The sequence below is a fragment of the Rathayibacter sp. PhB186 genome, assembly GCF_003751825.1.
Taxonomy (GTDB): domain Bacteria; phylum Actinomycetota; class Actinomycetes; order Actinomycetales; family Microbacteriaceae; genus Rathayibacter; species Rathayibacter festucae.
Window position 1 is genome coordinate 338711 of sequence record NZ_RJKO01000003.1, and the last position, 18102, is coordinate 356812.

The following is an 18102-nucleotide window of genomic DNA, read 5'->3' on the forward strand; positions in this document are numbered from 1 at the left end:
ATGTCCGTTCCTCCTGCTCCGGCGACGATCATCGACGTGGCGCGGGTCGCAGGCGTGTCGCGGCAGACGGTTAGCCGTGCTCTCAACGACATGGCGGATGTCCGGGCGACGACGAAGGCGCGTGTGATCGCGGCGGCGCGGGAGCTGAACTACCGTCCGAACCGGGCGGCGCAGAGCATGGTCCGCGGGCGCCGCACGATCATCGGGCTCGTGCTCGAGGACCTGAGCAACCCGTACTTCGCGGAACTCGCCGCGGCGGTGAACCGGGTCGCGGCCGATCGGGACTGGGGCGTGCTGCTCTGCGACGTCGGCACGGACCGGGGGAAGGCGCGCGGGCAGCTCGCGACGATCGTCTCGGGCGTCGACGCGCTGGTGCTCACAGGCTGCCGCACGGACACCCTGTCGCTGCTGCCCGAGGACGTGCTGCGGGGCGGGCAGCGGCGACTGCCGCTGGTGATGATCGACGGGCCCGCCGACGAGCGCTTGAACGGGCGGGTCGTGCTCGAGGTCGAGCAGGGGGTCCGGGCGGCCGTCGATCGTCTCGTCGCGCAGGGCCGGCGCCGGATCGCGTTCCTCGGTTCAGAGGTGGGGACCGACGTCCGCCGCGACGTCTTCCGCGCAGGTCTCGAGGAGCACGACCTGTCCTGGCGGGACCTGCCGGCACTCGTCGCGGAGGAGAGCATGGAGGGCGGGATGCGCGGGGCCGGCGAGCTGCTGGAGCAGTGCCCGGAGCTCGACGCGGTCCTCGTCTACAACGACATCATGGCGCTGGGCGTGCTCAAGACGCTGGCGAGGGCCGGGCGCCGCGTGCCCGAAGAGGTGGCGGTGATCGGCGTGGACGGCCTCGACATCGGCCGACTCGTCACGCCCGAGCTGACGACCCTGGCGATCGACAAGGCTCGGCTCGCGGAGGCGGCCGTCACGCTGCTCGAGCGGGCCTTCTCCGACGGCGGAACGGGGCCGGTGGGGGAGTCCGTCGTCGGGCTCACACTCCTCCTGCGCGACTCCGCCTGACCGCGACTGCACGGGTCGGCGCACCGATGCGCTCGCCCGGGCTCTCTTTCTCTGCAGAAATCGGAACGTTCACGGTTCTGCGCCGACCTCTGCTAGCGTCTGGCCTGTGAACGTTCACGGCACCGCCCTCGCCCCCTCTCGCCACTCGACCGCCGCGTGGCGGAACGCCGTCATGGTGATGTTCGCCCTCGGGGGCGTCACGGTCTCCACCTGGGGTCCGCGACTCCCGAGCATCCGCGATTCCCTGGGGATCGGGGACGCCGTGATCGGCCTCGCCCTGGCAGGCGTGACCGTCGGCTCGATCGCCGGCCTGGGCGTCGCGGCGCTGCTGCTGGCGAGGCTCGGTGCTCGGCGCGCGATCCTCGGTGCTCTCCTGACGACGGCCGCGGGCGTGGCCGTCGTCGGTCTCGGAGCCGGCGTCGCAGGCTCCCTCGGCGTCACGATCGTCGGCTTCGTCGCGGTCGGCCTGGGGGTCGGCTCGCTCGACGTGATGATCAACGTCGAGGGTGCGGCGGTCGAGGCCGCCGTGCAGAAGACGCTGATGCCGCTGCTGCACGCGGCCTGGTCGGCGGGCGCGATCCTCGGCTCCGTGATCGGCGCCGGCGCATCGGCGGCCGGGATCCGCTTCGAGTGGCAGTTCTGCGCCGAGGCGGTGCTGATCGCGATCGCCGGCCTGATCGCGGTCCGCTACCTTCCGGCGGCGGAGGCCGTCGAGGCGAGCGCCGCGGGAGCCCCGGCCTCGAGTGGCTGGCGTCAGCGGCTGCGGGTCCTGGCCGACTGGCGGCTTCTGCTCATCGGCGTGGTCATGTTCGGCGCCGAGCTGGGGGAGGGGACCGCGAACAGCTGGCTGTCGCTCTCGGCCCGGGACGGCCACGGACAGACGGAGACGGTCGCCGCGCTCTTCTTCACGGTCTTCGCCCTGGGTGAGACGATCGCCCGCGTCGTCGGCGGCCCGGTCGTCGACCGCATCGGCCGCGTCGCCACCATCCGGATCACGGCCGCCGTCGGGGTGCTGGGGCTCGTGCTGTTCATCCTCGGCGGGCCCACCTGGCTGATCCTCCTCGGGACGGTGCTCTGGGCGGTCGGCGTCTCGATGGGCTTCCCCCTGGGCATGTCCGCCGCCGCTGACAGCGGTCCGAACCCGGCCGCCCGCGTCAGCATCGTCGCCTCCGTCGGCTACCTCGCGAACCTCGCCGGCCCGCCCGTCATCGGCGGCCTCTCGGAGTCGTTCGGGCTCCTCAACGCCTTCTGGCTCGTCGCCGCACTGCTGGCCGCCGCGTTCCTCGCCGCCGGCGCCTACGGCCGGCGCGGCACCCCGATCCCGTCCGACTGAGCACCGAAGGGCCGATCGCCGATGCCTCGACCTCTCCACCCCACCACCGACTCCGCACGCCGGCTCGGAGCGCACCTGCGCCGAGCCCGGCTGGAGCGGGGGCTCCGCCAGGAGGACCTCGCGCGCGACGCAGGCGTCGGAACCGCGACTCTGCGCCGCATCGAGCGCGGCGACCAGGACAACCCCAGCGTCTTCGTCGTCCTCCGCCTGCTGAACCGGCTCGATCTTCCCGCCGCGACCCTGGACAGGATCATCGGCTAGCGGACGTCGATGTCCGATGCCGCGTGGCGCCTCGTCCCTCAGGACGCCCTCGACTCGCGGGGCCGGGAACCGACGTGTGGATGCATCCGAGCTCGCCGGTCGGCACGGTGTCAGTGCGGGAGCAGATCCTCGATCGCCACGAGTTCGGTCGCCGAGAGGGGCGGCGCGTCGAGGGCCGCCACGTTCTGCTCCAGCTGCTGCACGCTCGAGGCGCCGATGATCGCCGAGGTGACAGCGGAGGAGCGCAGCACCCAGTTCAGGGCGAGCTGGGCGATGCTCTGGCCGCGCCCGTCCGCGACCTCCTTCAGGCCCTGGATCAGCCGCCGGTAGTCGCCCTCGAGGGCCCCGGGCTTGAGGAAGTGCCCGACCGCGGCGCGCGAGTCCGGCGGGATCTCGCCGGAGAGGTAGCGGTCGGTGAGCAGCCCCTGCTCCAGCGGGGAGAAGACGATGGCGCCGATGCCCTCCCGCTCCACGAGATCGAGCAGCCCCGACTCCTCGGGCCGGCGGTCGAGCATCGAGTAGCGGGGCTGGTGGATCGGCAGTGGCACCCCGTGCGCGGCGAGCGCGTCGCGGGCGGCGATCGTCTGCTCCGGCGAGTAGTTCGAGACGCCCGCGTAGAGGGCCTTGCCCTGCTGGATCGCAGTCGCGAGCGCGCCCATGGTCTCCTCGATCGGGGTCTCGGGGTCGGGGCGGTGCGAGTAGAAGACGTCGACGTACTCGACGCCGAGGCGGCCGAGGCTCTGGTCGAGTGAGGAGAGCAGGTACTTGCGGGAGCCGTGATCGCCGTAGGGGCCGGGCCACATGTCGTAGCCGGCCTTCGTGGAGAGAACCAGCTCGTCGCGGTACGGGCGCAGGTCCTCCGCGAGGATCCGGCCGAACGCCGTCTCGGCGGAGCCGTAGGGCGGGCCGTAGTTGTTGGCGAGGTCGAAGTGGGTGATCCCGAGGTCGAAGGCGCGGCGGACGATCGCGCGCTGGGTCTCGATCGGCTTCGTCTCGCCGAAGTTGTGCCACAGGCCCAGCGAGAGGGCGGGCAGCTTCAGGCCGCTGCGGCCCGAGCGGTGGTAGGTCATGCGGTCGTAGCGGGTGTCGGCGGGGTGGTGGGTCATGGCGTGTCTCCAGAGAGCGGTGATGTGGTCGGCGTCGTGTCGTCAGGCCGGAACTGCCGGGGACGGTGGGTCTCGATACGCCCCTGCGGGGCTACTCGACCAGCAAGTGGGGCCTGCGGGGCTGCTCGACCGGCAGGGGAAGCCTGCGGGGCTGCTCGGTCGGCAGGAAGGGCCGGCGGGCGGCGTGGGCGGAGGCGGCGAGTGCGTGCGGTCCGCCCGCGACCTTGGTGACGACACGCGCTCCGGGATCCACCCCGAGGAAGCGCTGCAGGGTGTCGGGATCGAGCAGGCTCGGGACGGTGTCGTCGGTGCGGACGGGGGCGTGACTGTCGCTGAACGCGGGGCCGAGTGGCGTGGCCGTGTCGCTGACTCCCGAGACGCCGAGCATCGCCAGGGTGCCGGCGTCGCACGCGGCCCGCGCGTGCTCGAGCGGACCGTCGAGGCGGCGGGTCTCGAGGTAGGAGCGGCCCCAGTTGATCGCGGTGCCGAAGCCGTGGCGGGCGGCGAGGTCGAGCTCGGTCGGCAGGTCGAGGAAGCCCTTCGCCGGGTCCGGTCCCTCGAAGGAGTCGCAGTGCTCGATCACGAACCGCACGCCGTGTGCGTCCCAGCAGGCGATCTCGGCGAGACTCCGCGAGAACGCCGCCCGGGCCGCCCCTGCGGAGCCGCGGGTCGTCCGCGGCGCCGAGTGGAGCAGCACGGCGTCGACGACCGACCGCTGCTCGCGGTCGTTCGCCGCCGCGGCCGCCCTCATGGCCCGCCGCACCAGGGCGACCGCCGCGCCCCGGCGCTCCTCGACCGGATCCGCCAGCCCGACCCCGCGCTCGAGCACCGCCGGCAGCAGGGTGAGCACGTGCGTCCCCCCGCGGCGCAGCAGCCGCAGCAGCTCCGCCTCGTCGGGCACGAAGGCGCTGCCGAACGGGATCTCGAACCCCGAGCACCCGGTGACGAGCGCGATCCGCTCGTGGAAGGCGTCGAAGGCCGTCGCGTCGCGACGCGCGTGCTCCGGCAGCGATGGGTACGCCCCGACGAGCATCTAGCGGGCGCCGTCGACCCGCGCCGCCCCGGGGAGGCGCAGGTCGCGGATGTAGGCGGCGAGCTCCAGCAGCGGTGCGCCCTCGTGCGCGCCGATGCCCTCGGGCTTCCAGCGGCTGATCGGCTCGATCGCCAGACGCGAGCTGTGCCGGAGGTAGTACTTCGCCGAGGTCGGGTAGCGGGAGTTGATCGTGTGCTCGGCGACCGTCAGCAGGCGCTGCACGGCGACGGCCGTCTCGGCAGGCTCGTCGTCGTAGTGCTCGCAGAGCCAGGCCACGTGCTCCGGGTAGATGTTCGCGGCGTAGCCGCTGAGGCCCGCGGCGCCCGCACGGAGCGAGTCGGTGAGGGAGGAGATCTGCGCGTTGTAGAGCTTCAGGCGGGTGCCCGCGATCGCGGCGAGTCGCTCCTGCATGGTCTCGAGCGAGTGCGAGGTGTCCTTGTAGAACACGAAGCGGCCGGTCCCGGCCATCCAGGCGACGTTCTCGGTCGAGGGCAGGCGCTTGAACGGCACCGGGCACTCGTAGATCCCGAAGTCGACCCCCGGCACGGTGTCGAGGATGTGCTGCACCGTCGCGCGCCACTCCTCCTCGGTGGTGGTGAGCCCGCCGACCAGCGAGGAGATCAGCACGACCGCGTCGACCCCGGTCGCGGCCATCGCTGCGGCGGACGCGGCCTGCTCCTCCGGGGTGCCCGAGGAGACGGAGGAGGCGACCACCGGAACGCGGCCGGCGGAGCGGGCGACGACCCGCGTCGCGAGGGCGAGGCGCTCCTCCTCGGTGAGGTCGTACATCTCGCTGGAGAGCGCGACGGTGAAGATGCCGGCGGCGCCGTTGTCGATCAGCCAGTCCGTGAGGGCGTCGACCTGCTCGAAGTCGAGCGAGCGGTCCTCGCGGAAAGGGGTGAGCATGACGGGCCAGCCGCCGTCGGGGAGGATGCTGCCGGTCGCCGTCGGGGCGGTGGCGGTCTCGGTGGTGGTCATGTCGATCCTTCGGTGTGAGAGAGGTGGTCGGCGCGGAGAAGCGGTCGGACAGGGCGGTCGGCGGGGCGGGGCGGTCAGCCCTTGAGGGATCCGCTGACGAGGTCGAGGCGCCAGTAGCGCTGCAGGAAGAGGAAGAGCGCGATCAGCGGGATGGTCGAGACGAGGCAGCCCATGATCACGACGTTGTAGGTGTTGGGCTGGTCGTTGCCCTGGTTCATCAGCGAGTAGAAGCCGACCGTCAGCGGGAACATGTCGGTGCGCGAGAGCATAATGAAGGGGAGCAGGAAGTTGTTCCAGATGCCGACGAAGTGCAGCAGGAACACGGTGATCAGCCCCGGCACCATCGGGTACACGGCGATCCGCGAGAAGATCCGCCATTCGCTCGCCCCGTCGATCCGCCCGGCCTCGAGCATCTCGGTGGGCACGACCGCGGTGGCGTAGATGCGGCAGAGGTAGATGCTGAACGGGCTGATCATGCACGGCAGCAGCACCGACCAGTAGGTGCCGGCGATCCCGACGGAGGAGAGCAGCAGGTACTGCGGGATCGCGAGGATCACCCCGGGGATGAGCACCCCGATCAGCAGGAAGTTGAAGACCAGCTTCTTCCCGCGGAAGGAGTACTTCGCGAGGCCGTAGCCGGCGAGAGCGGAGACCGCGGTGCCGAGCAGCCCGCCGCCGCCGGCGAAGATCAGGCTGTTCAGGCACCAGGACCAGAACGCGCCGTTGCCGACCCCGAGCAGCAGGCCGAAGTTCTCCTGGAACCCGCCGGTGAAGCTCGGCCAGAGCGAGAACGTGGTGAACAGCTCGCCCGAGCGCTTGGTGGCTGCCGTGAAGAGCCAGAAGACGGGCAGGAGGCAGTAGACGGCTCCGACGAGCAGGGCCGCGGTCGGCCAGAACGCGGCCCGCGGCCGCGTGACCGTGGGTCCCCGCCGACGGGAGCGGACCGACTGCGCGGCCCGGCGCGGATCCTCGAGGACGGGCGGGAGCTTCGTGAGGGTGTCGGTCATGATCAGTCTTCTCCGAAGGCGCGCGACTGCAGGAACCGCAGCAGGCCGAGCGAGGCGATGAGGGTGAGGAGGGTGACCACGACCGAGGTCGCGGACGCCGAGAACAGGTCGTTGGTCACGAAGGCGTCGCGGTAGATCAGCATCATCGGCACCCAGTCCGAGCCGATCACCGTGGTGAGCGTCACGAGCGTGTTCGGCTCTGAGAAGACCTGCAGCGCCCCGATGACGGAGAAGAGCCCGGTCATGATCACTCCCGGCACGATCAGCGGCAGCTTGATGCGCAGCGCGAGCTGGCGCTCGGAGCAGCCGTCGATGCGGGCGGCGTCGTAGATCTCGGACGGCAGACCGCGCAGCGAGGTGTAGAGGATCACCATGTTGAAGCCGACCGAGCCCCAGATCGCGATGTTCGCGACCGAGAGGAACACCGAGTCCGGTCCGAGGAAGACCGGAGCGGGCAGCCCCAGAGCGGTCGCCGCGTCGACGAAGGGGCTGACGCCCGGGAGGTAGAGGAACCCCCACATCAGCGCGGCGATCACGCCCGGCACCGCGTAGGGCACGAAGATCGCGATCCGCGAGAACCGGCCGAAGCGGGTGGAGAGGTTGTCGAGCAGGAGCGCGAACACCAGCGCGAGGATCATCGTGACCGGGACCGAGAGCAGCGCGTAGGTCAGCATCCGGCCGAAGCCGGCCCAGAGCGCGGGGTCGGACAGGGTCCGCGCGTAGTTGTCGAAGCCGACGAACGTCTCCTTCTTCACGCCCAGCCCGCTGCCGCTGACGGTGTTGCCGCGGAAGCTGAGCCAGACCGTGTAGAGCAGCGGGAGGGCGAGGAGCGCGACGGCGAGCAGGACCGCGGGGGCGACGAAGAACCAGGGTGCCGCGCGCGGGGCGAGGGTCGAGGGGCGCCCGGTCCGGGGCGCGGCGGTGGCCGTCACGGGAGCCTCACTGCCCGGCGACGTCGTAGCCGGACTTCTCGAGGTCCGCGACGGTCGCCTCCTGCACGCTCGCGAGGGCCTCCGCGAAGCTGCCCTTCTCGTTGACGGCGGCGCTGAAGGCGTTGTTGAAGGCGTCGTAGGCGACCGAGACGTTCGGCCCCCAGGTCACCGAGGCCGTGATCTGATCGATCTCGTCGGCGGTGGCGTAGAAGTCGGTCTGCTCGGGCAGCAGCGCCGGGGCCTGCTGCAGCTCGGGCAGCTCGCGGCCGGAGAGCGCGGCGGGCCAGATGCTGGCGTACTCGATGTACGCCTCGAGGGCCTCGGTCGAGGTGTTCAGCCAGAGCGCGAACTCGCGCGCCTGCTCCGGGTGGTCGGAGCCGGTGGTCACGATAGTGCCGCTGCCGCCGAGGACTCCGGAGCTCGGGTCGGACGGGGTCCACTGCGGGATCGGCACCGCGGCCCACTTGCCGATCGTGTCGGGAGCGTTGTTCTGCAGCAGCGGGGGAGTCCAGACCGCGCCGAGCCAGCTGGCCAGCGTGCCGTCGGCCAGCGCGGCCTGCCACTCCGGAGTGAAGGTCTTGAAGGTCGCGAGGCTGCCGTCGTCGACCAGGCCCTGCCAGTAGTCGGCGACCTTCTGCGAGGCGGGGTCGTCGATCGCGACCGTCCAGGTGCCGTCCTCCTGGCTCCACCACTCGGCGCCGGCCTGCTGGCTGAGCCCGGCGAACAGCTGCGCGTCGTTCGCGGGGAAGGTGGCGAGGTACTTCGTCGGGTCCGCGGCGTGCAGGGCGCGGGCGGCGTCGGCGTACTCGTCCCAGGTGGTCGGGACGGCCAGGCCGTTGGCCTCGAAGATGTCGGTGCGGTAGTAGAGGAACATCGGCGCGGTGCCCTGCGGGACGGCGTAGTTCACGTCGTCGAACGTCGTCAGCTCCCAGGCGGGGCCGGCCGTCTCGGCCTCCCGGTCGCCCATGATCGAGGTGACGTCGGAGGCGATCTCGCTCGTGATCAGGTTCGGCAGGTTCTCGTAGGTGGTGTTCGAGAGGTCCGGCAGAGTGCCGGCCTGCTTCGCCGCGCTGAGCTTCGCGACGATCTCCGCGCCGCCGGTCGAGGTGTTGACCTCCACCTGGATGTCGGGGTTCGCCTGGTTCCAGACGTCGACGATCTTCTCGATGTTGGGCGCCCACGACCAGTACTCGAGGGTGACGGGGCCGTCGGCGTCGCCTGTCGCGGCGTCGCCGGTCGCGCCGGTGCAGCCCGCCAGGAGGGCGGCGGCGGCGAGGGCGGTCACGGCCGCGAGCGGCCTGCGGAACTTCGTCGTTCTCATCGGTGTCTTCATCCCTGCGTGAATCCTCTGCTGCTCTGCAGAAGGCGCGTCGCGTCGTGGATCCGGATTTCGTTACCGGTAACGAACTGTGCGACAGGATCACCGTAGAGCGCCGTCCGCGACTCCGCAAGGGTGAATCGTTACCGGTCACGATTCGGGGATCGAAGAGTCCGCGGTCGTGGTTCCGTAGGCTCGCGGATCCCTCAGGCGGGAGGGGCGGTCGACGCGCGCACGACGAGCTCCGGCGCCGGGTAGTCGACGGCGCCCGCCCGGTCGGACTCCTCGACCAGGGCGATCAGCGCCAGCGCGGAGGCGCGGCCCATCGCCGTGAAGTCCTGGCGCACAGTCGTCAGCGGCGGGTGGAAGAACTCCGCCTCGGCGATGTCGTCGAAGCCGACGACGCTGACGTCCTCGGGGATCCGCCGGCCGTTGTCGTGCAGCCAGAGCAGCAGCCCGAGCGCCATCCGGTCGTTCGCCGCGACGACCGCCGTGACGCCGGCCTCCGCGAAGAGCTGCGGAGCCGCCGCGTAGCCGGAGCGGGAGGACCAGTCGCCGTGCACGAGCGGACGGGTGGCCAGCGCCGCCTCGGCCATGCACTGCTGGTAGGTGCGCGCGCGGTCCTGCGCGGAGATCCAGCGCTCGGGGCCGGCGAGGTGCGCGATGCGCTGGTGGCCGAGCTCCAGCAGGTGCGAGACGGCGAGCCGCGTGCCGACCACCGACGAGCCGTCCGTCCGCTCGCCGCCGCGGTCGATGTGGATCGGGATCGGCAGATCGAGCGTGCGCAGCGCCGCATCGACCTCGTCGGTGGGCGCCGTGGCGAGGATGCCCTCCAGGTCCCGGCTGCCGAGCGCGTCCAAAGCGTCGGCGAGCTCGACGTCGTCCGAGGTGTCGAGGCTGATGATGTCGAGCGAGTAGCCGGCCCGGCGGGCGGCGTCGCTCGCCCCCTGCATCGTCTTGCCCGGACCGGTCCCGGACAGCTCGTGCACCAGTGCCCCGAGGCGGTGCGTGCGCCGGGTGGCGAGCGAGCGGGCGGTGGCATTGGTCCGGTAGTTCAGCGTCCGCAGCGCCTCCTCGACCCGGACCCGGTTCGCCGGGCGGATGCCGCCGGTCCCCGTCAGGAACCGCGACACCGTCTGATGCGAGACCCCCGCCGCCCGGGCGACGTCGTAGATGGTCGCCGCGCGCTGCTGCCTGTCGGCCATGCTCGTCCCCCGCCGCCTGATCCCGTGTTAGCGGTAACGATAGGGCAGTGGCCGCCCGGAGGCGGGGAGGAGCAGGGGCGGGGCCGAGCCGAGAGCCACTGAAGCAGGGCTCCTCGTGCGTCCGTCGCGGTCCCTGTCGAAAGCGAGTGTGCAGACCAGCCCCACAGACGACGGTGGGACTCCTCTGCTTGAGACGCCCGCAGACGTGCTGGTCGAGCAGCCCCGCAGGGGCGCATCGAGACCCGCCCGCCCCAGCGACTTCGGTCGCGCTCAGGACCCGCTGAGCGCCTCCTCCTCCGCCGCCACGTCCTTCTGCACCGCGAACTGCGTCCGGTGCAGCTCCTCGTAGCGGCCGGCCGCGGCGAGGAGCTCCTCGTGCGTGCCGCGCTCGACGATCGTGCCGTCCTCGATCACCAGGATCAGGTCGGCGCTGCGGATGGTGGAGAGGCGGTGGGCGATCACCATCGCGGTCCGGCCCTCGAGCGCCTCGCTGAGCGCCGCCTGCACCGCGGCCTCCGAGGTGGAGTCGAGCGCCGCCGTCGCCTCGTCGAGGATGACGACGCGCGGCTGGGCGAGCAGGAGCCGCGCGATGGTCAGCCGCTGGCGCTCGCCGCCGGAGAGCCGGTAGCCGCGCTCGCCGACGAGGGTGTCCAGCTGGTCGGGCAGCGAGCGGATGAGCGGCTCGAGCCGCGCGCGGCGGAGGGCGTCCCACACCTCGTCGTCGGTCGACTCCGGCCGGGCGAGGCGCAGGTTGGACAGGATCGTCTCGTGGAAGAGGTGGCCGTCCTGCGTCACCATGCCCAGCGTGTGCCGCATCGAGGCGAAGGTGACGTCGCGGACGTCGGTGCCGGCCAGGCGCACGGCGCCGCTGTCGACGTCGTAGAGGCGCGAGAGCAGCTGCGCGATCGTGGACTTGCCGGCCCCGGACGTGCCGACGAGGGCGACGGTCTGCCCCGGCTCGATCCGGAAGGAGAGGCCGTGCAGCACCTCCTCGCCGCCGCGGGTGTCGAGGACGGCGACCTCCTCCAGGGAGGCGAGCGACACCTTGTCCGCGGACGGGTAGGCGAAGCGGACGTCGTCGAACTCGACGGACACCGGGCCCTCGGGGACGGTGCCCGCGTCGGGCTTCTCCTGGATGAGCGGCTGCAGGTCGAGCACCTCGAAGACGCGCTCGAAGCTGACGACCGCGCTCATGATCTCGACGCGCGCGTTCGCGAGGCTGGTCAGCGGTGCGTAGAGACGGGTGAGCAGGAGCGCCAGGGTGACCACCGCGCCGGTGTCGAGCTGCCCGCCGAGCGCGAGGACGCCGCCGAGCCCGTAGACGAGCGCGAGGGCGAGCGCGGAGACGAGGGTCAGCGCGGTGACGAAGACGAGCTGCAGCATCGCCGTGCGGACCCCGATGTCGCGGACGCGGGCGGCCCGGACGCGGAACTCCTCGGCCTCCTCGTCCGGCCGGCCGAACAGCTTGACGAGGGTGGCGCCGGGCGCCGAGAAGCGCTCGGTCATCTGCGTGCTCATCGCGGAGTTGTGGTCGGCGGCCTCCCGGCGGAGCGCGGCCAGACGGCTGCCCATTCGGCGCGCGGGGATGAGGAAGATCGGGAGCATGATCACCGCGAGGACGGTGACCAGCCAGGACGTGCTGAGCATGACGATCAGCGTGAGGACCAGCGCCACGACGTTCGTGACCACGCCGGAGAGCGTGCCGCTGAAGGCCTGCTGCGCGCCGATGACGTCGTTGTTGAGCCGGCTGACGAGGGCGCCCGTGCGGGTGCGGGTGAAGAACGCGATCGGCATCTTCTGCACGTGGTTGAAGACGGCGGTGCGGAGGTCGAGGATGACGCCCTCGCCGATCCGCGCGGAGTACCAGCGCGTGACGAGCGAGACCCCGGCGTCGGCCACCGCCACGAGGGCGATGACGACGGCGAGCTGGACGATCGTGCCGACGGCGCCGCGGGCGACGATGGTGTCGACCACGCGGCCGGCGAGCACCGGCGTCGCGACGGCGAGGAACGCGCCGACGACGCTGAGGCCGATGAAGAGGAGGAGGCGGGCGCGGTAGGGGACCGCGAAGGTCATGATGCGGCGCACGGACTCGCGGGAGATGCCGTGCTTGCCGCTCTGGGCGGAGGAGATCCGGTAGAGGGAGCTCCAGGCGACGCCTTCCATGCTCATGATGTGGGGTCCTTTGGTGGGGGTGGGGCGGGGTGCTCGAGCTCTAGCTGTCCGATCGGCTGTCGCTGGTGTGCCGCGGACGGCGACACAGGCAGCGAGGCGGCGCAAGTGATGCTGGCGACAGGGAGATCGGGCAACACGCTGTTGCCCGATTGCCGTGGGGCCACATCACCGTGCTGCTCGACAAGCTCACCGATCGGGACAACCGTGAATGGTACGCCGCACACGCGGTCACCAACGGACGAGAAGCACCCTCGAGAACCACATCAAGAGACACGCGCACCAGCGCTTCGGTGCAGCCTCCACGAACTTCGATCGTCTGCTCGAGCCGACAGCCTCAGATCTTGCTCAACAGATGACGAAAGACCCGTACATCTTCGACTTCCTCACCGTTGAGCCCGGCCACGCGGAACGAGAGATCGAGCAAGCACTCGTCGATCGCATCATCGCCACCCTCGGAGAACTCGGACGCGGATTCAGCTTCGTCGGCCGGCAAGTGCCGTTCGACGTCGACGGCGACGGGTTCTTCGTCGACCTCCTCTTCTTCCGCATCGAGCAGCTGCGCTACGTCGTCGTGGAGCTGAAGGTCGGAAATTTCAAGTCTGAGTATGTCGGCCAACTCGGCTTTTAGGTAGAAGTCGTGGAGAACCATCTGCGCCGTGCGGCGCACGCGCCCACTGTCGGTCTGTTGCTCTGCACCGACAAGAACGATCGCGTCGTGCGATACGCGCTGGCGAGTAGTACGCATCCCATCGCGATCGCCACCTACGACCTCCTCCCTCCCGAGGACCAGGCGGCGCTGCCGTCCGAGGCCGACCTGGACCGCGCCATCAGCAAGCGCTGAAGAAGCTTTCGATCGGCAGGCTTGAGCCCTGGGCGAGCGGCGAAGGTGAAAGCGGCAACCGTGCGGCGGTAGCCTGTCAAGCGGTAAGACCGCTTCGTACTGAAGCCTCCCCGGTGCCCCGTTCCAGGGCGCGAACCGCTTCGCGGTGTCCTCCGGAATGAGCGGCGGCAACGCGCTCGCGCACGCCCTCCTCGGGATCGCGCAGCCCTCCGGCTACCACGCCAACGCTCCCGGCGCGCTGGTCGAGGCGAACCCCGCGAAGGCCCGGCTGGTCGCGCTGGCCGTCGTTCTCGCAGGGCAGGAGGCGAACACGAGCAAGGAGTCGTGGAGCCGGGGAGATGAGTGCGCCGCCGCTCACTTCCGCCAGCTCGCGGCCTGGGAATACGCGCTCCCTCCGGTCGAGCAGGTCGTCACCGGCGACACCACCGCAGCGGACGCTGCGGGCCTCAGCTAGTCCGCTCCGCGGGGACCGGCATCCGCCGGTCCCCGCCCCTCCTCCTTCGACTCTGCAGAAGAGCCCACACATGACCACCACCACAACTCACACCGTCGACGTCGACGTGTAGGGATACACGCCGGCGCTGCGCGACGCGCATGCCGCCGTCGAAGCGGCCACCGCCTCCGGCGACCAAGCCACAACTGCCGCGGCCGCGCGTGCGCTGATCGTCGCCGCGGCCGCGCACGGCTAGCCCACCGCGACCGCTCTCGTGTTCAAGTAAGAGACGAACGGCCCCGTAGCCGGAGTCTGGGGACTCTGCGAGTCCTCGACGCCGATCGGACCGTGCTCCGAGCATGGGACGACGACCCCTACCCGATGACCGACGAAGCCGAAGAGGAGCTGGTCGCCCTCGACCTCATCACCAACCACCGAGCGACCCAGGACTACACCGATTTCGGACCGCCATCGGCTCCACCGTGTTCAGGCTCCACACGCTCGCGCTCTGAGCATGCTTGCGGGCCAACTGGAAACGGGCAGGCCCGCACGAGGGGGAGAGCCCCCTCGACCCCCGGTCACGCGCGTGGAACGGCCACCCGCGCTCGAGCGGTGGTTAGCGGCGGGGACGCGGCTTGCACGTCTTCCCCGCGCGTACGTTCCGGTTCTCGATCACACCCACAACCGCCAGCCCCACGGCAACGGCGATGATCAGCGCCCAGCCGAGGACGTTAAACCATTCACCGGTGAACGCCGCATAGGTCTGCTCGCCTGCGATCGCGAAGAACATCACCGACGCCCCGAACCACACCATGCCATTTGCAAACAACGCGGTTCGCGCCAGAGGAGTGCGGGGAGCGGTCATACCGTCAGCGTCGCAGGTTCGGCTGACTTGGGCGAGTTGTTGAGGACGGAGCAGGTCTAGCTGGTGTCGGCGTCGATATCGTCGTCGTCTTCTGCCAAGAGGGCTGAGGGCAACGGAAGCCCGTACTTCTCGCACAAGAACCGCGTCTGGCAGTAGCGCTGGGCGTCAGCGGCGATATTGCCGAGGACCGAGGAGTTCGCTCCGGCGCCGATAAGAATGCCAACGAAGGGAGCGGCTTTGGCGACGGCTTGGACGGAGACTTTGGTGCCTGAGGGTGCTACTTGCCCCATCAGTTTTTCCAGGACCGCGAGTAGCCGATGATCGTGGCGGAGTTTCTCGGACCACCTGACTCGACCGCGGATGGCCTGCGCGGCGCGGGTGGCGTCGCGGACCGGTTTCGCCTTCGCGGCTTGCGTGATGAACGAGCGACGTACCAGCCGTTGAATGAACGCTTGCTCTGCCGGGTCCTTCGCGTCGTAGCCGTAGGAGTACGCGACGCGGGACGCGATCGCCGTACTCAGCACTTGGATGACCAGGATGTCCGCGCCGATCGCGACCGGGATGCCAACAACGGGAACGAGGGCGAGGGCGCCCATGGAGCCGCCTTCGATGGCTCCAGCTGTCCGCCACGTCAACGTGTTCCGTCGGAGCAGGCGATCACAATCCTTCAGGTCGTGTTCGCGTAGATCCGTGAAGCCGCCGACCATCAGGCCGTGTTTGCGAGCGAGCTTCTCGACGGTCGCAGGATTGTTGAGCTCTCGCGCCCAGGCGTTGTACAGCTCGAGGAGTCCGATCGCGGCGTGTAAGGCCGGCTGCGCTGCCCTATCCGCAATGACGTCACCTACGCGCTGAAGTGGAGCGCTGATGGCGTCGGGAAGGGCGTCTGTGACCCGGGCTGTGACCCCTCCGACCACCTTGCCCGTTCGTTCGATTGCGGTGCTCATCCAATTGGGCAGCCCGCGAGCGTTCGCGCGGCGACCCCAGTGGGCGTTGAGCACTTTCCACGTCTCCGCGTCGTAGGCGCTCATCTGCGGCGGTATCAAGACAGGGTCGGGATCCGTATGCGCCATGCCACCATTCTGTACGGGCAGTACCGTGCTGCCGTCCGCCAGCCCGGACCTCATACGATGAGCCGATCGTCAGGAGACCGATGCCCGATCCGAGCACTACCTCCTTCGACCAGTTCCGGGCCGCGCTTCGCAACCGACAAGCTCGACACAGCCTCGGATTCACTCACCTCGACGACTCGACCGCCGAGTGGATGGCGGCCGACGCCGAGGTGTCCCGGTCCGCCTACCAGCAGTGGTTAACGAACGGACCTCCTCGATCGAGCGAACCAGGGTCGGCTTCGTTGCCCGCGCCCGGCTCGTCCGCAGCCGGGCGTCCGGCGCTCGTTGCCGCGTTACTCTCCGCGGGGCTGCTGCTCGTTGCCGTGGTGCCACTGCCTGCCGAGTACTACCAGCTACTTCGCGTAGTCCTCTTTTTCTCCATGGTGTTGCTCAGCATCATCGCGTGGGACGCGGGCAAACGATGGTGGTGTCTTCTGACTGGCCTAGTTCTCGTGACCTGGAATGCGCTGATCCCCTTGGTACTCGGCAAGCCGACGTGGATTGTGCTCGACTTCCTCGCGGCAGCAGCGTTGACTCTGATGGGGCTGCTGGTCACGACGCCCACACCGTCTGTCTCGAAATCCGCTGCGGTGAAACGATGGCACACCGCCTCCTGGATCGTCGTGGGCGGCATCCTGCTGATCGCCGGCACTCAGCTCATGCCCTCGAATGAGGACGGACCATCCTGCAGCGCCAGCGTCGACAACCGAGGTACTTACTGCGACTGAGGTGACGTGGCACCAGTCAACGCCGCACGCGTCCGCTCGCCAGCGATCGTGGAGAACATCATCAACGCCCCGAACCACACCATGCCGTTCGGGAACAACACAGCGCACACCAGAGGAGCGTGGGGCGCCGGCATGGGGTCAGCGTCTTAAATCTGACCAAGTGGTGTCTCGTCTCGCTCATAAGATCTGGGCGTGGTTTCGCCACTCGTCCGCAAGATCGTCAACAAGTACGAGCGCGAAATCCGGGTGATACAACGCACCCTCTTCACCGACGCCGGAGAGCGGATCACCTCGCAGCCCGGCCTCAACGGCGCCCAGCTGCACGAGCTTGCACACGCCCGCACAAGGCAACTTCCCCGCCTGCGCGGACGATCCCTGACCAACCGGCGCGCCGAGGTATCCGTCCTCATGGACCGCGGACCGCCCGCGGAACTCGACCTGGAATCCGGCGCCGACCCGACGCTCTCACTGGTGAGCGTGTCCGTGAAGGGCCTCAACCTCCTCGTTGCCAACTCGGAGATCCTCGAATCCGACGAGTACACCGCCTCGGCACAGGCCGTTGTGGGGGAGCAGTGGTCGACGCGCCTTTAGGCAGCCGGCGCGTTGTCGGGCAGCAACGACAAGCGGCTCTTTACGTTCTACTTGTACGTCTTCACCGACCACAACGGACCTGCCGTCGATAAGCCGGCCGGCTGGTCACTCGAGCTTGAACCAGTCGCCACGTAGAACCGCTTATGGAGGCGGCCACGTGCCCGATCTAGTGGGCGGCGTCGTACGCCTTCTGAACCTCCGCAGAGATGCGGCCTCGGTCGGAGACGTTTCGGCCGTTCTGGGCCGACCACTCCCGGATTGCCTTCAACCGCTCCGGGTCACTCTTCGCCCGAGCGGACGAGGCGGACGCCGTCGTATTGCCGTCGCGACGCGTGCTGCGGCCGGCGGCGATGTGCTTCTCGAACACGCGGCGCAGCTCGTCGGTGTGCTCTTCCGACAGATCAATCTCGTAGTTTGCGCCGTCGACAGAGAAGGCGACAGGGCCACCAGCGCCATCAATAGGGGAGCCGTCCAGGTCATCGATCAGGGTCAGCTTCAAGGCTATCAGGTGTTTCTCCGAACAGAATAAAGACGTTAGTGCTTTGGTATTAACGACCGCCTCCCGCTCGGGCGGGTAATCCTCGATGAGTTTCCGTAATACGTCCCATAACTCAATAATTCGAACGTCGGCGTCACGACGTCGGCCCAATTCTGCGCCAGCTGTACGAAACCGCCGAGTGGTCAGCTCTTAAGTTCGATGTAGGCGCGACGGGTCCGACGGAGACACATGCCGACGACGGCCAGCAAATGAATCGAGAGACCGATGACGACAGCAGACACCCAAGGATCAAGACCGAGGGCGACCGATTGGGCAGAACCAATTCGGGTTGCTTCGCTGGTCGGGTCTGTTGCGGCCGGAATTGCATGAGGCTCCGTGGCCGCAGCGGCAACAGTAACTGTGATTAGTGCGAAGGCAACGAGGACCGCATAGAGAACGTTGGAAAACAGCTGGTCAATCAACGTCGGGAGCAACGTCTTGGTCTGCACGCGGGGATCAGCGCTCATCCCGAGCCGCAGCTGAAACACAAAGATGACCAGACCAAAAAGGAAACCGGCGAGCACAGAAAATCCTGCGATCAGATCGCCGACGATCGTGACACGAAATTCGAACCGCCAAATCGCCACCCCGAAAGCGACGGGCAGAGCGAACTGCGCTGCAATCTGCCACCACAG

Annotated in this window: 19 protein-coding genes and 1 pseudogene; 8 read left to right on the plus strand and 12 right to left on the minus strand. The window is 69.4% G+C overall.

The genetic code is table 11. The features are described 5' to 3' along the window. The 3 genes from EDF45_RS11585 (at nt 1) to EDF45_RS11595 (ending at nt 2608) form a co-directional block, all read left to right on the plus strand. A complete protein-coding gene (locus EDF45_RS11585; protein ID WP_123736067.1) occupies nt 1-1014 on the plus strand; it encodes a LacI family DNA-binding transcriptional regulator in 1014 nt (337 codons plus the stop codon). Between the two features lie 106 nt (nt 1015-1120). Further along, nucleotides 1121-2347 (plus strand): MFS transporter, encoded by a 1227-nt coding sequence (locus EDF45_RS11590; RefSeq protein WP_260312162.1) that lies wholly within the window; start codon nt 1121-1123, stop codon nt 2345-2347. Between the two features lie 21 nt (nt 2348-2368). Continuing rightward, nucleotides 2369-2608, plus strand: a complete 240-nt coding sequence (locus tag EDF45_RS11595) for a helix-turn-helix domain-containing protein (RefSeq protein ID WP_123736065.1) — start codon at nt 2369-2371, stop codon at nt 2606-2608. A 110-nt stretch (nt 2609-2718) separates the two neighbouring features. Here the strand turns inward: EDF45_RS11595 and EDF45_RS11600 are convergent, their stop codons facing one another. The 8 genes from EDF45_RS11600 to EDF45_RS11635 all read right to left on the minus strand — a co-directional run bounded on the left by EDF45_RS11600 (nt 2719) and on the right by EDF45_RS11635 (nt 12359). Continuing rightward, nucleotides 2719-3714: an aldo/keto reductase gene (locus EDF45_RS11600; protein WP_123736064.1), complete on the minus strand. Its 996-nt coding sequence runs from the start codon at nt 3712-3714 to the stop codon at nt 2719-2721. A gap of 91 nt (nt 3715-3805) precedes the next feature. Then, the gene (locus EDF45_RS11605) at nt 3806-4747 is read right to left on the minus strand and encodes a DUF4862 family protein (RefSeq protein WP_123736063.1); all 942 of its coding nucleotides are present in this window, start codon (nt 4745-4747) and stop codon (nt 3806-3808) included. Beyond that, complete coding sequence (locus EDF45_RS11610; RefSeq protein ID WP_123736062.1) at nt 4748-5725, minus strand: dihydrodipicolinate synthase family protein; 978 nt, start codon at nt 5723-5725, stop codon at nt 4748-4750. Nucleotides 5726-5799: 74 nt separating this feature from the next. After that, complete coding sequence (locus EDF45_RS11615) at nt 5800-6732, minus strand: carbohydrate ABC transporter permease (RefSeq protein ID WP_123736061.1); 933 nt, start codon at nt 6730-6732, stop codon at nt 5800-5802. A gap of 2 nt (nt 6733-6734) precedes the next feature. After that, a complete protein-coding gene (locus EDF45_RS11620; RefSeq protein WP_123736060.1) occupies nt 6735-7664 on the minus strand; it encodes a carbohydrate ABC transporter permease in 930 nt (309 codons plus the stop codon). A gap of 7 nt (nt 7665-7671) precedes the next feature. Next, entirely contained in the window at nt 7672-8985 is a 1314-nt protein-coding gene (locus EDF45_RS11625) for an ABC transporter substrate-binding protein (protein WP_185020154.1), read from the minus strand. 203 nt (nt 8986-9188) lie between these two features. Next, nucleotides 9189-10187 (minus strand): LacI family DNA-binding transcriptional regulator, encoded by a 999-nt coding sequence (locus EDF45_RS11630; protein ID WP_123736058.1) that lies wholly within the window; start codon nt 10185-10187, stop codon nt 9189-9191. A gap of 270 nt (nt 10188-10457) precedes the next feature. Then, nucleotides 10458-12359 carry an ABC transporter ATP-binding protein gene (locus EDF45_RS11635; RefSeq protein WP_123736057.1) on the minus strand — a complete coding sequence of 634 codons (1902 nt, stop codon included), beginning with the start codon at nt 12357-12359 and terminating at the stop codon, nt 10458-10460. A gap of 355 nt (nt 12360-12714) precedes the next feature. On the opposite strand from EDF45_RS11635, the pseudogene EDF45_RS21755 reads away from it, so the two are divergent. The 3 genes and pseudogenes from EDF45_RS21755 to EDF45_RS11645 form a co-directional block, all read left to right on the plus strand. Next, nucleotides 12715-13077, plus strand: a pseudogene (locus tag EDF45_RS21755) (PDDEXK nuclease domain-containing protein); the annotation flags it as partial. Next, on the plus strand, nt 13078-13203 hold the full coding sequence (locus tag EDF45_RS21960) for a hypothetical protein (RefSeq protein WP_397460049.1): 126 nt from the start codon (nt 13078-13080) through the stop codon (nt 13201-13203). It abuts the pseudogene before it with no gap. 145 nt (nt 13204-13348) lie between these two features. Then, nucleotides 13349-13657 carry a hypothetical protein gene (locus tag EDF45_RS11645; RefSeq protein WP_148060262.1) on the plus strand — a complete coding sequence of 103 codons (309 nt, stop codon included), beginning with the start codon at nt 13349-13351 and terminating at the stop codon, nt 13655-13657. Nucleotides 13658-14252: 595 nt separating this feature from the next. Here the strand turns inward: EDF45_RS11645 and EDF45_RS11655 are convergent. Both EDF45_RS11655 and EDF45_RS11660 read right to left on the minus strand, forming a co-directional pair. Further along, nucleotides 14253-14501, minus strand: coding sequence for a hypothetical protein (locus EDF45_RS11655; protein ID WP_148060261.1), 249 nt, complete (start codon nt 14499-14501; stop codon nt 14253-14255). 56 nt (nt 14502-14557) lie between these two features. Further along, complete coding sequence (locus EDF45_RS11660; RefSeq protein WP_123736298.1) at nt 14558-15571, minus strand: EcsC family protein; 1014 nt, start codon at nt 15569-15571, stop codon at nt 14558-14560. 80 nt (nt 15572-15651) lie between these two features. Here EDF45_RS11660 and EDF45_RS11665 point away from each other — a divergent pair, with 80 nt between their 5' ends. Together EDF45_RS11665 and EDF45_RS11670 are read left to right on the plus strand one after the other, a co-directional pair. Continuing rightward, nucleotides 15652-16338 carry a DUF6804 family protein gene (locus EDF45_RS11665; protein WP_123736053.1) on the plus strand — a complete coding sequence of 229 codons (687 nt, stop codon included), beginning with the start codon at nt 15652-15654 and terminating at the stop codon, nt 16336-16338. A 192-nt stretch (nt 16339-16530) separates the two neighbouring features. Then, nucleotides 16531-16929 (plus strand): hypothetical protein, encoded by a 399-nt coding sequence (locus EDF45_RS11670; protein WP_123736052.1) that lies wholly within the window; start codon nt 16531-16533, stop codon nt 16927-16929. 166 nt (nt 16930-17095) lie between these two features. Here EDF45_RS11670 and EDF45_RS11675 read toward each other — a convergent pair whose 3' ends face one another. Both EDF45_RS11675 and EDF45_RS11680 read right to left on the minus strand, forming a co-directional pair. Next, complete coding sequence (locus tag EDF45_RS11675; protein ID WP_311316338.1) at nt 17096-17428, minus strand: Lsr2 family protein; 333 nt, start codon at nt 17426-17428, stop codon at nt 17096-17098. A gap of 182 nt (nt 17429-17610) precedes the next feature. Further along, nucleotides 17611-18054 (minus strand): hypothetical protein, encoded by a 444-nt coding sequence (locus EDF45_RS11680; protein WP_148060260.1) that lies wholly within the window; start codon nt 18052-18054, stop codon nt 17611-17613. Between the last annotated feature and the right edge of the window lie 48 nt (nt 18055-18102).

Excerpts from the sequence above, each read along its gene's own strand:
- EDF45_RS11610 (WP_123736062.1), bottom strand. The coding sequence starts at position 5,725 with ATGACCACCACCGAGACCGCCACCGCCCCGACGGCGACCGGCAGCATC.
- EDF45_RS11665 (WP_123736053.1), top strand. The coding sequence starts at position 15,652 with ATGCCCGATCCGAGCACTACCTCCTTCGACCAGTTCCGGGCCGCGCTT.
- EDF45_RS11585 (WP_123736067.1), top strand. The coding sequence starts at position 1 with ATGTCCGTTCCTCCTGCTCCGGCGACGATCATCGACGTGGCGCGGGTC.
- EDF45_RS11615 (WP_123736061.1), bottom strand. The coding sequence starts at position 6,732 with ATGACCGACACCCTCACGAAGCTCCCGCCCGTCCTCGAGGATCCGCGC.
- EDF45_RS11605 (WP_123736063.1), bottom strand. The coding sequence starts at position 4,747 with ATGCTCGTCGGGGCGTACCCATCGCTGCCGGAGCACGCGCGTCGCGAC.
- EDF45_RS11630 (WP_123736058.1), bottom strand. The coding sequence starts at position 10,187 with ATGGCCGACAGGCAGCAGCGCGCGGCGACCATCTACGACGTCGCCCGG.
- EDF45_RS11635 (WP_123736057.1), bottom strand. The coding sequence starts at position 12,359 with ATGAGCATGGAAGGCGTCGCCTGGAGCTCCCTCTACCGGATCTCCTCC.
- EDF45_RS11595 (WP_123736065.1), top strand. The coding sequence starts at position 2,369 with ATGCCTCGACCTCTCCACCCCACCACCGACTCCGCACGCCGGCTCGGA.
- EDF45_RS11625 (WP_185020154.1), bottom strand. The coding sequence starts at position 8,985 with ATGAGAACGACGAAGTTCCGCAGGCCGCTCGCGGCCGTGACCGCCCTC.
- EDF45_RS11600 (WP_123736064.1), bottom strand. The coding sequence starts at position 3,714 with ATGACCCACCACCCCGCCGACACCCGCTACGACCGCATGACCTACCAC.
- EDF45_RS11660 (WP_123736298.1), bottom strand. The coding sequence starts at position 15,571 with ATGGCGCATACGGATCCCGACCCTGTCTTGATACCGCCGCAGATGAGC.
- EDF45_RS11655 (WP_148060261.1), bottom strand. The coding sequence starts at position 14,501 with ATGACCGCTCCCCGCACTCCTCTGGCGCGAACCGCGTTGTTTGCAAAT.